The sequence below is a fragment of the Bradyrhizobium sp. 160 genome (assembly GCF_023073735.1).
Classification (GTDB): Bacteria; Pseudomonadota; Alphaproteobacteria; order Rhizobiales; family Xanthobacteraceae; genus Bradyrhizobium.
Genome location: NZ_JADPKD010000044.1, coordinates 35,112 through 45,954 on the forward strand (window position 1 = coordinate 35,112; position 10,843 = coordinate 45,954).

Sequence of the window (10,843 nt, forward strand, 5' to 3'; positions counted from 1 at the left end):
TTTGTGCCGAGCCCAAAAGGGAGAAGAAAATGCCCCTGTTGCAGATCCTGCGTCCGGCCTTGCCCATCCTGATCGGCGCCTCGATCATGCTGACCCTGAGCATGGGGCTGCGGCAGTCGCTCGGCATCTTCCTGCAACCGCTGACGCATGACATCCACATCTCGGTGTCGGATTTCACGTTGGCGCTGGCTGTGCAAAACCTCGCCTGGGGCTTTCTCCAGCCGCTGGCCGGCGCGATGACGGTGCGGTACGGCTTCCGTCCCATCATGATCGTGGGCGCGCTGATGTACATCGTGGGCCTCGCTCTGATGGCGACGGCCAATGGGCTCGTCAGCGTGATGATTGGCGGCGGCGTCCTGATCGGGACTTCGCTGGCCTGCACCGCGGCGGCGATCGCGATGTCTGTAGCGGCGCGTGCTGTGCCCGAAACCGTGCGCTCGACGGTGCTCGGCATCGTCTCCGGTGCGGGCTCGCTCGGCGCGCTGTTGTCGGCGCCGATCGGGCAGATGCTCAACGAGAGCTTTGGCTGGCGCATTGGCCTTGCCGGCTTCGTCATCATGTCGGTACTGATGATACCGGCAGCTTGGTATGCCGGACGCGTCGACCAGATCCCGCTGCCGAAGCCCGCGGCCGATGACATCAGTGATGCCAATGCCATGGCTGCGGCGAGGACCGCGTTCGGTAACGCGTCTTTCGTGGTGATGACCTGCGCCTATCTCGTCTGCGGCATGCAGCTGGTGTTCCTCACCACGCATCTGCCGTCGTATCTGGCGATCTGCGGTCTCGATCCGATGCTGAGCGCACAGACGCTCGGTATGATCGGCGGCTTCAACGTGCTGGGCTCGCTGTTCTTCGGCTGGGCCGGCCAACGCTGGAACAAGCTGGCGCTGCTGGGCGCGATCTACATTCTGCGCTCGCTGGCGCTCGCCTGGTATTTCATGCTGCCGGCAACGCCGTTCTCGACGCTGCTGTTCGGCGCGATCATGGGCTTTCTCTGGATGGGCGTCGGTCCGCTGGTTGCGGGTGCCGTCGCCGAGATGTTCGGCCTGCGCTGGCAGGCCATGATCCAGGGCCTCGCCTTCATGAGCCACCAGATCGGCAGCTTCCTCGGCGCCTACGGAGGAGGGGTGCTCTACGACGCGCTCGGCTCATACACCATGGCCTGGCGCATCGGCGTCGCGCTCGGCCTCGCCGGCGGCATCGTGCAGGTCGCGTTCGCGCTAATCCGGCCGTCGCAGCCGCCGGTGTTGAAGGCGGCGTAGGGGGTGTGTAGCCGTGAGCGTCAGCTTCGCAGGATGAACCGGATGTCACGTTGCTTGGTCGTGATCGACCGGTTGTGACCCCTGTACGGTCCGGCCGTGCGGTGCAAGACGATTTCGACCATCCGGTAGATGCGGTCTTGCATCAATGTATCCGGCCTCTGCTTGGACTCCAGTGCTCCGGGCCATCATGGCCTTGGTCACCAGGGGTTCGCATGCGCCCGGAAAGACTGATTTCCATCGTCGTCTCATCCTCTCGCAGACCTCGGCGGGTAAGGGTGTTGTCCGTTCTTGGGGCCTCAAGCGCCGGACTGGCGTTGGACCGCGCACACATGGGCGCGCTTCCTTGCGGTTCCATACCTACAGGAACGAGCATATTGCGTGTCGCGTTACCTCGATACGTTCAACAAGCGCGAGACTGACCATGGCTCAAACCGATTTCACTGGAATCGCGACGACCGCCAAGCTCGGTAGTCATCCGATCCATCCAATGCTGATTCCATTTCCAATCGCTTTGCTGGTGGCTACCTTTGCATGCGACCTCGTCTTCTGGGCAACCAGCAACGCCTTTTGGGCGGAGGCAGGGTTCTGGACGCTTACAGCCGCAATCGTCACCGCACTCTTAGCGGCCATCGCCGGCCTGGCCGACTTTCTTGGAAACGCGCAGATTCGAGCGCTCAGTGACGCATGGCAGCATATGATCGGCAACCTCATCGCTGTGCTACTGGCAGTTGTTAGTCTGTGGATGCGGTATCGTTACGGCACCGCGGACGCAGTGCTGCCGTGGGGCATTTTGCTATCCGCTGTCGTGGTCGGAATGCTGCTGTTTACGGGCTGGAAGGGCGGTGATCTGGTCTACCACCACCGGATCGGGATGCATCCCGAAGCGCCAGCACAAGCATCGGCAGCTTCACGGCCAATTATCCGCGCGTAGCGGGCCATGATCGGTTGGCCCAATGCACCCGCGGTGGTTATCACAGGGGCATCCAGCGGCATCGGCCGCGCGACAGCGCTTGCCTTCGCCGCACGAAAGGCGCGCGTCGTGCTTGTGGGTCGAGAGGCCACGGCATTAGAGGTGGTGGTTCGCGCGTGCCAGGAGCGCGGTGCGGAAGCGGTTGCATGCCCAGCGGATCTGACAGATCACGCCGCCGTTGAGCGCATCCGCGACACGGCGATTGCGGCTTACGGCAGGATCGATATCTGGGTGAGCTGCGCGGCCGTTCTTCTGGTCGGCCGATTCGAAGATATGCCGCCCGACGCCTTTAAACGCGTCGTTGAGACGAATTTCCTGGGATGTGTCAACGGCTCCCGCGTGGCACTGTTACAGTTCCGGACGCAAGGTGATCGCGGTATTCTCATCAACACCAGTTCGCTCTTGGGCATGATGGGCGAACCTCTAGCCAGTCCTTACGTCGCCACCAAGTTCGCCGTTCGGGGCTTCACCGCCTGCCTACGGCAGGAGTTCGAGCGCGTGCCCGGCATCCACATCTGCTTGGTCATGCCGTGGGCGGTGGACACGCCCATCTACAACAAACTCGGGAACGTTTTCGGACGGCGAGCGCGTTCGATCTTGCCGGTGATAGCGGCCGAGCGCGTCGCGCGAACTATCGTGAGCCTCTCTGAGCGGCCACGCCGCGAGGTCATCGTTGGAGCGTCAGCTTATATGGTGAGCGTCGCGCTTAAGCTCGCACCCATGCTGGTCGAACGCATCGTTGCGCGCGCCGCACCCGCGCTCCAATTCGAGGGTGATCATGAGTCACCGACGACGGGAAATCTCTTTGCTCCGACCGGGCCATATAGCGTGGCGGGTGGGTGGAAAAGGTATTGGACCGACCGCGCATCGCGCTTCTTCCGTCCTGACCTTCGCGAGATCATCAAGAAGTATCGCCGTCACTTGAATTGAGCTCGCCTCAGTTGGTGGCCTCTTTATAATTCCCGCGGCGCAATGGCGAGGCAAGCAAGGAACCGATCGGCGAGGACCTACGTTTTAGAACCCACAATCAGAGGAGTCTTGACTATGGCAGCAGGCACCCTCTCTCCACCCAAGGTCGTCTCGCGTGAGGAATGGCTTTCCGCACGTAGGGCATTGTTCGTCGAAGAGAAGGAGATGACGCACAAGCTCGACGAACTTAGAGAAAAGCGACGCCATTTGCCGTGGGTAAAAATCGAGAAGCCCTACGTCTTCCAGGGACCGGATGGCAAGTACACGCTTGCCGATCTGTTCAATGGTCGCGGCCAACTCGCCGTCTATCACTTCATGCTGACCCCGGGCTCCGATCACGTTTGCAAAGGATGCTCGTTCGTCGCCGATCATTTCGACGCCGCGCGCAAGCACTTCCATGATGCCGACCTGTCATTTGCTGTGATTTCACGCGCGCCAATCGAGCGAATCGAGCAAGTGAAACGCGCTTTGGGCTGGACCTTTCCGTGGGTGTCATCCTATGGCAGCGACTTCAACTTTGATTTCGGGGTGTCATTCAAAAAGGAGGACCTGGCCGCTGGCACAGCCAAGTTCAATTACGACACGATCCCGCTCAAGAGCAGCGAAGACATGATGGGCGCCAGCATATTTGCCAAAAACGAGGCTGGCGAGATCTTCCACACGTACTCGGCATATTCCCGTGGCATTGAAAATTTGATGGGTGCCTTCATGTGGCTCGATCTCACGCCCAAAGGCCGCCATCAATTCGATGACGGCCACAGCCGGCTTAGTGACGACGGCCGGGACGTCCGAACGATCGGGTGACCCTGCGGCGCGAGGACTGGCTGTCATTGACGGTCACTGGCGACATCACTGGATTAGGAGCGCTTCAAGTCCGCAGTCGGGGAAACCGAAAGTCCCGCAATCAGGAGCAGAGCGGCGCGCTGGTGCTCGCGCGCGTCCACCACCGCTTTTGACCCGAACCGGACTTACGGCGTTAATGTTTGCCGATAAACGTAAGGACAGCCTGGTCGTATGCGTCAGGCGCTTCTGCAGGCACGGTGTGCGAACTTCCGGCAATGATGATCCTCTCGCGGTTTGGTAGGCAGGTCTCTAGCTGGTCGACAATTCGATAGAAGAATTTGGGACTTCGCTCGCCATTGGACAGAAGCGTTGGCGCACTGATCGACTTGGCCATTTCGCACGTGAACGCCGGCCTCGGGTGTTTTGTTGTGGCGTCGGCTTGAAAGGACGCCACGTTATCGAAGTTCATCTTCTGGTCGGCAATGGATCGACGTTCATAGGCGCCCGGTCCGCCGACGGCATTCACGAACAGCGGTATGCCGGTTTTCACGTCGCCTGCCTTGACTGCCTCCCTCGCCGGTGCCTGGGCATTGCCCCACTCTTTCAACATGTCGCCGACCCCGGGAACGCCGGCCAGGATGCCCGTCGCGGGCGGTTCGTTGAGCGTCAGGCTGACCACCTTTTCCGGATGCACGGCGGCAAAGAAAAGCGCCGCATGCGCGCCAGACGAATGCGCAACGACCCTGACCTTCGACAAGCCTAGAGCCCGCACAAACGCGGCAAGATCCTCGCCGTGCGCATCCGCAGCGTCATCCGGCATGCCCTCAGGACTTGCCTCATTTGGGAAGTGGTTACGGCGGCTGTAGGCAATGGCGCGATAGCGATCGGCGAACTTTGGAAGATGCTGCAGCCACATTCGGTAATCTTGAAGGCCGCCGTGAACAAATATAACCGGTTCGCCTTGACCAACTTCCACGTAGGCAAGTTCAGTCCCATTGGCAGTGACGCGCTTTACGTCTTCTGCGTGGGCGCTGGAAACCTCGAGCAAAAGACACGACGCTGCGGCGAACTTAGCGACGAGGCGGAGCATTGCAGTCTCCCTTATGGCTTATAGCCCCACGGCAGTGAGGCTTCTAATTTGATTGGACATATCAGCAGGGTAATTCGAGTCAATCTCAGGGTGCATTGTCTGCGACTGGTATCGCCCGCCTTTACCTGTTGCCTGCCGGGCCAGGCGCTGTGCCGGAGCTGTTGGCGCATGTGGCAACTGGGAAGTGCGTTCGCTCATTGCGGTTCCTCAATTGGCGTCACGAAACGATCGGGGCGTTCGCGGCGAAATACGCGTGTGCCGAAGGAAGGCGATGCTCGTCTTTATACTTTGCAACGGATCGGCCGAAACGTCTTGCTCGACGAAAAAATGCTGCACGCCGCACCGAAACGACACGTCGAGTATTTTTGCGAATTCGATCGTGCCGTTGCCTAATTCGGTGGTCGATCCGTCCCTCGCTATATCCTTGAGATGCACCAAGCGAAATCGAGATGGATGTGTCTTCAAGACTCTCACGGAATCGAGGTTTCCTTTTGTTGCCCAGTAAACATCGAGCTCGAACTTGACAAAGCGCTCATCCGTACGGCTGAGCAGAAGGTCGTAAGGCTGGATGTCACCTGCGAGGTTCGCGAACTCAAAATCGTGATTATGATAGGCAAGTGTCAGCCCGGAACGCGCCGCCAATTCACCGATCCTATTCAATCTGTCACAAATCCGCTTCCAATCATCGATTGTCTGCCGTTCCAACTGGTCCAGCCATGGACACACGACAAACCGGCTGCCAAGCAAATGAGCGATGTCGAACGATGATCCGGTATTGTCTCGCAGGCTGCCGTAGTCGATATGCAGCGACGGCGCAGTGAGACCCAGGCCCAGCAAAAGTTTCCGGGTGCGCCGCACATTGGGGCCGAGAATGCCGGCAAACTCCACCTCGCGATAGCCGAGACGGGCAACCTTCCGCAGGGTGCCCTCAAAGTCGGCTTTCAGCAGGTCGCGGACCGTATAGAGCTGGAGACCAATTTTCGACAACTCTCGACCGGATACCGGCGCGATCCCTATCGCGGCACCTCCCGCGATACCGGCGAGAATATCGCGTCTGCTGAGGACCGCGCGCGAGGAACCCACGGAGAAAGTTGTCGACGGGCGGACCACAATCCCACTGCCTCTCGATGCCCCACCATTGATTGCCAGGTTGCCGAGACTGTCGCGCAGCTACTTCGGCATTTGCAGTACGACCCCGTAACGACCGTATATCCGACCAATCGTGCCGTCGTTTCGCAGCCGTTCAAGCGCTCCGTTGATGGCTTCGCGCAGTGCATCATCCGGCCGAACCATGCCAACGGCGACATTCCAGTTGAGATCGGCCACGGTCTCGTCGCGATCCAGGATGCGAAATGCTTTGTCCGGGTGCGTCAGATTGAAATAGCTCGCCGAGGTGGGCGTGACCGCAGCGGCGTCAATCTCATGGTTTGACAGGGCGTCGAGGCTGTCGCTCTCGAAGCCAAAGGTCGACGTGGGTACGTGCCGTTGACCGATGATCATGGCTGCGACGGATCCGACCTGCACCCCCACCTTGGTATGCTCGTTGAGGCTCTTGAACGAGGTGAGTGGGCTGGATGACGGCACGACCAGCGCGACGCCAGTGCGATAGTAAGGCTTTGAAATCCTCAAGCGGGTTTCGCCTTGCGCGTCGCGGTCAGCGATGACATCCAGGAGAATGTCGCAGCCGGCGCTACGCATCTGGTACTGGGTGATGATCCAATCTAGCCTCAGCGAGACGCCGAGTTCGCGCGCGAGCGCCTGACCCAATTCGATCTGAAAACCGGGAGGATCACCGGTTTTGCTCGCGAAGGGAAGCGAGTTGGGATGGGCGCAGAGCCCGAGCACGCCGGACGAACGGATCGCATCCAGGGTCCGCGCTTGTGCCGGCCCCGATATTCCGATGACGGCGCCGATGATGAGCAGAAGAATCGTCTTCATTCGCGTCCCCGCGTAGATGGGGCCCCAGCGGCTCAGCCCTCGCGCGGCTTCAGGGCGCGGATATATTTGACGATCTGGTCGATCTGCGCGTCGGTGAGGGCGCCGTCAAATGCTGGCATCGCGCCCGGCTTGCCGTGCTTGATGCGGTTGTGCAGAAATTCGTCGTCGCGCGGCGAATTCATCAGTTGCGGGCCCTTGCCAGCAGCCCGTCCGCCATCGGAGTGGCAAAAGCCGCAGGTCCCCGCGAACAATTGCTCGACATCGAACGTTCCGTTCTCTGGCGCGGGGGTAGCGGGCTGCGCTTGAACCAACCCGGCGACACACAACAACGAAGCGCCCAACGCCGCCGATCGCAGCGCGGTGATCTTGTTCGATTGCGATTTCAAGGCATCCAGCTCCATGTCCTGAAACACGTCCGGCGAGTTCAACGTCCGGGGAGCAAGCTTGCGCCCGCTCCCCGGCAGATCAATTTGCGATAGCCTATTTCAGGCTGTAGACGATGAGCGCACCGTCGTCGCGCGGCATGCTCTTGTAAACGCCGCCGAAATTTGGCGCATATTCGTCGGACAACATGCCGCCAAAGCCGGCGACCACGGCGATATATTGCTTGCCTCCGGCGGAGTAGCTGATGATGCCGCCTTGATGGCCGGTGCCGTCGGAGTGAGTCCACAGTTCACCCCCGGTTTCGGCATCGTAAGCATGAAGTGTGCCGCGGGAGTCAGGCACGAACACGAGATTGCCCGCGGTCGAGAGCACACTCCCAAGCGGCGGCTCGGGATAGCGAACCTCCCATTTCTTCGCCCCGGTGACGGGATCGCGCGCATCGAGGTGACCATAGATCTCACCCCCCGGAGGAGGCGCCATCTTGAAATCGGCGCCGATGTTGAGCTGGACCTGTGGCGTGGTGACAGGCGTCGTCTTCTGGATATCGAGCGTCATGCACCATTCCTGGCCGATTTTATAATAGAGCCCGGTCTTGGGACTGTACGAGCCGGAATTCCAGCTGATGCCACCTCCGATAAATGGACACAGCGGCGGTTCGGTCACTTTCCCGGCGGAGAAGTCGCGCCGGCCGATCAGCGCGCCGGTCTTGGGGTCGATATCCTTGACGAAATTGATGTTCTCTACGAGCCGCCAAACGTTCTTCACGGCGAGATTGCGGTCATAGACGAAGATGAAACCGCTCTTGTTCGGATGGACGACGAGCTTCTGACCGTCACGATCGAGCATCAAGAACTCGCCGACGGCGCTGTCGAAATCCCAGGCATCATGCGGCAGCTCCTGATGGTAGAACTTCAGCTTGCCGGTATCGAGATCGAGACCGATCACCGACGTCGTGTAGAGATTGTCGCCGGGCCGCGCGCCTTGCGTCTTGTAGTCGGCGCCCGACCAATCGTAGAGCGGCGCCGGGTTGGCGGTGCCCCACAGAATCGTGTTGGTCTCGGAATCGTAGGTGCCCGGCATCCAGCCGCCACCTCCACCCGTGCGCCAGGAATCGTTTCCCCAGGACTTCATCGCTTCATCGGTGCCGGCGACCGTCAGGAACTCCCACTTCTTTTTGCCGGTGGCGGCATCGACAGCAAATATCGGACCGCGGCCCGGCCACTCTCCGCCTTGCGAGCCGATGATCACGGTACCCTTGGCGTAAAGCGGCGCACCGGTGAAACCGACTGTAAGTTTTTGCGAATCGATCAGCTTGGTATCCCAGAGAACCTTCCCTGACTTCATATCGAGTGCGATCAGACGGCCGTCCATCGTGCCGACAAAGGCCTTGCCTTCGCCGAGCGCCAAGCCGCGATTGTAGGGGGAATGGGTCTGGCGCGCGATCAGCGCCTCGTCGAGCTCAGGGAAATAGGACCAGATCACCTCGCCGGTCGCGCCGTTAAGCGCAAAAACCCGGCTGTAGGAGCCCGTGTAATAAAGCACGCCGTCGGCCGCGAGCGGCATTGATTGCAGGCCGCGCGTCGAGCGTCCGGGAATATGGATCCAGGCAACACCCAGATTGCCGACGTTGCTTGCGTTGATCTGCGCCAGCGGGCTGTAGTGATAGGATTTGTACGAGCCGTGATAGGTCAGCCAATCATTCTGACCAGCGGCCTCGATCCGAGCTGTATCCACGGATTGAGCCAATGCTGACGACACAATCAGTGTCGCGCCAATGGCAACAAGAGGTAAACCAGATTTGCGCCACCGCCTCTTCATGTATACGTCCTCCCGCTTTTGTTTATTGACCTGCATTTTTCAAGAGCTGACCGTGAGGTTGCATTTGCAGCTCAGTGCCTTATCGATTTCGTCCCTAATCGCGCGTTCCCAGCAAGCTTCGGTCTCTCCGGCGGAAATCGCCAAAGAAGCTACAAGTCTACGTCGTTGGGTTGTCGTTGCACTTCTGCTTGCGATCATAGAGTACGCCGGATCACGCGGAGTGCAATGTCGGAAATGCGCCTGCCGCAAAATGACAGACCGGCTTACCTTTTGATAAACGTTTTCGTTCGAATAGCTGCGTCGTCTGGATGTCGCCTAGAGCTACGCAGAAAGCGGCATCCCGCGAAGAGCGATCCGCCGCTCTGCAGGAGCCAAGATTCCGGATCCAAGCCGGCCGCCACATGTTCATGAGCGGCGCGGCTCGGTGGCGTCAATTTTCGATATGGGCAAGACCCCCGTACAGCGGGCGGCGGGCTCGCCACAACCCGAGCGACGGTCTACTCGCCGTGAGCGGAAGGCTAGCAGTCCGGTATTCCAGGTGGGCGCGCTGAGGCATTGGCGTTGGCGCTGGTCGCGGAAGAAGGTGTGGAAGGAGAGCCAGTGCTTGCGCCGGGCGAGGTTGTTGAACCGACCGTGGTGTTTCCAGATGGTCCAGTTGCAGTGGTGCCACTCATGTCGCGAACGACCTTATTGGCTACGTCCCAGCATTGCTTGGTATCATGACCGCTCGACCCAGCCGTCGAAGTTCCTTGTGCGTTTGCGAATGTACCGACAGCTAACAATGCGGCGCTGATCGCCGTTGACATAAGAATCTTCCTCATGGACGAATCTCCTCCTTGAGAGTCGGCTGGAATGCCGACGCCTCTCAATGCTGACGCGCCACCAACGTTCCTCACAGGGCGGCCGAACACATGGCTGCTCCGACCACCGCTGCAAAGTGCAGCTTCTTCTTGCCGACCCGGAGCCGTCCACACCTGGCCCTTCGCATCGTATTGCACCGCCACAGAACCCCGGTCGCTTGCGACGCGCTCGGCTCCTACACCATGGCTTGACGCATCGGCGTCGCGCTCGGCCTCGCCGGCGGCATGGTGCAGGTCGCGTTCGCGCTGATCCGGCCGTCGCAGCCGCCGGTGTTGAGGGCGGCGTAGTCCAGAGCAACAAGTCCTTATGTAAGATCCCCTTCAGCCCCGCATAGATGGATCCAATGGCAGTAATCGCGACACCGGCCAGCGGGCCTGCCGTGTGCATCAGGTCCTGGATGAGGCGCGCCCGAAGCCGTAGCTGCTCCTCGCCGACGTGTTGACCGAGAAGCCGTGCAACATGAAACGCAAACGCGTTGGGCTTGCCTCCTTGCGCCAGCACCCGCGGCAATACCTGGAAGATCAGGACCGCGAGAATGTTGCCCGACACGAAGGCGAGCAGGATACTTGCGCCATACTCGATCACCTCGCGCCACTCGATCCAAGGCCCTCGAAGGATCGGAACTTTGTCGTGAATACCTGTCACGGTGAGCATCGCTTGCACGCTCAAAGCGGTCGTGCAGAACGCCAATACAAAGGCGCCATTCGCTGACACCTTGTGGACGCGATAGGCGGCAAAGCCAAACAGCAGCGGGATCGCAACGGAAGC

Annotated in this window: 10 protein-coding genes and 1 pseudogene; 6 read left to right on the forward strand and 5 right to left on the reverse strand. The window is 60.2% G+C overall.

Translation table 11 applies throughout. The features are described 5' to 3' along the window. Window positions 1-29 precede the first annotated feature (29 nt). From IVA98_RS17715 to IVA98_RS17730, 4 genes are all read left to right on the forward strand, one after another. Entirely contained in the window at window positions 30-1,262 is a 1,233-nt protein-coding gene (locus tag IVA98_RS17715; RefSeq protein WP_247334245.1) for an MFS transporter, read from the forward strand. 421 nt (window positions 1,263-1,683) lie between these two features. Further along, window positions 1,684-2,193: a DUF2231 domain-containing protein gene (locus IVA98_RS17720; protein ID WP_247334246.1), complete on the forward strand. Its 510-nt coding sequence runs from the start codon at window positions 1,684-1,686 to the stop codon at window positions 2,191-2,193. A gap of 6 nt (window positions 2,194-2,199) precedes the next feature. Next, window positions 2,200-3,162 (forward strand): SDR family NAD(P)-dependent oxidoreductase, encoded by a 963-nt coding sequence (locus IVA98_RS17725; RefSeq protein WP_247355281.1) that lies wholly within the window; start codon window positions 2,200-2,202, stop codon window positions 3,160-3,162. A gap of 114 nt (window positions 3,163-3,276) precedes the next feature. Continuing rightward, window positions 3,277-4,005 carry a DUF899 domain-containing protein gene (locus IVA98_RS17730; protein ID WP_247334248.1) on the forward strand — a complete coding sequence of 243 codons (729 nt, stop codon included), beginning with the start codon at window positions 3,277-3,279 and terminating at the stop codon, window positions 4,003-4,005. Between the two features lie 172 nt (window positions 4,006-4,177). Here the strand turns inward: IVA98_RS17730 and IVA98_RS17735 are convergent, their stop codons facing one another. The 5 genes from IVA98_RS17735 to IVA98_RS17755 form a co-directional block, all read right to left on the reverse strand. Continuing rightward, complete coding sequence (locus IVA98_RS17735; protein WP_247355282.1) at window positions 4,178-5,074, reverse strand: alpha/beta fold hydrolase; 897 nt, start codon at window positions 5,072-5,074, stop codon at window positions 4,178-4,180. Between the two features lie 207 nt (window positions 5,075-5,281). Beyond that, entirely contained in the window at window positions 5,282-6,157 is an 876-nt protein-coding gene (locus IVA98_RS17740) for a sugar phosphate isomerase/epimerase family protein (RefSeq protein WP_247334250.1), read from the reverse strand. Between the two features lie 87 nt (window positions 6,158-6,244). Further along, window positions 6,245-7,012, reverse strand: coding sequence for a substrate-binding periplasmic protein (locus tag IVA98_RS17745; RefSeq protein WP_247300764.1), 768 nt, complete (start codon window positions 7,010-7,012; stop codon window positions 6,245-6,247). A gap of 32 nt (window positions 7,013-7,044) precedes the next feature. After that, complete coding sequence (locus IVA98_RS17750) at window positions 7,045-7,425, reverse strand: c-type cytochrome (RefSeq protein ID WP_247355283.1); 381 nt, start codon at window positions 7,423-7,425, stop codon at window positions 7,045-7,047. A gap of 67 nt (window positions 7,426-7,492) precedes the next feature. Then, on the reverse strand, window positions 7,493-9,214 hold the full coding sequence (locus IVA98_RS17755) for a pyrroloquinoline quinone-dependent dehydrogenase (RefSeq protein ID WP_247300766.1): 1,722 nt from the start codon (window positions 9,212-9,214) through the stop codon (window positions 7,493-7,495). A 1,013-nt stretch (window positions 9,215-10,227) separates the two neighbouring features. Between IVA98_RS17755 and IVA98_RS37685 the strand changes: the two are divergent. Both IVA98_RS37685 and IVA98_RS17760 read left to right on the forward strand, forming a co-directional pair. Continuing rightward, window positions 10,228-10,362, forward strand: a pseudogene (locus tag IVA98_RS37685) (MFS transporter); the annotation flags it as partial. A gap of 172 nt (window positions 10,363-10,534) precedes the next feature. Then, on the forward strand, window positions 10,535-10,786 hold the full coding sequence (locus IVA98_RS17760) for a hypothetical protein (RefSeq protein ID WP_247300767.1): 252 nt from the start codon (window positions 10,535-10,537) through the stop codon (window positions 10,784-10,786). Window positions 10,787-10,843: the final 57 nt, after the last annotated feature.

Bases quoted from the DNA above. Each gene is read 5' to 3' on its own strand.
- IVA98_RS17715 (WP_247334245.1), top strand. From the start codon at position 30: ATGCCCCTGTTGCAGATCCTGCGTCCGGCCTTGCCCATCCTGATCGGC.
- IVA98_RS17720 (WP_247334246.1), top strand. From the start codon at position 1,684: ATGGCTCAAACCGATTTCACTGGAATCGCGACGACCGCCAAGCTCGGT.
- IVA98_RS17725 (WP_247355281.1), top strand. From the start codon at position 2,200: ATGATCGGTTGGCCCAATGCACCCGCGGTGGTTATCACAGGGGCATCC.
- IVA98_RS17730 (WP_247334248.1), top strand. From the start codon at position 3,277: ATGGCAGCAGGCACCCTCTCTCCACCCAAGGTCGTCTCGCGTGAGGAA.
- IVA98_RS17735 (WP_247355282.1), bottom strand. From the start codon at position 5,074: ATGCTCCGCCTCGTCGCTAAGTTCGCCGCAGCGTCGTGTCTTTTGCTC.
- IVA98_RS17745 (WP_247300764.1), bottom strand. From the start codon at position 7,012: ATGAAGACGATTCTTCTGCTCATCATCGGCGCCGTCATCGGAATATCG.
- IVA98_RS17755 (WP_247300766.1), bottom strand. From the start codon at position 9,214: ATGAAGAGGCGGTGGCGCAAATCTGGTTTACCTCTTGTTGCCATTGGC.
- IVA98_RS17760 (WP_247300767.1), top strand. From the start codon at position 10,535: ATGAAACGCAAACGCGTTGGGCTTGCCTCCTTGCGCCAGCACCCGCGG.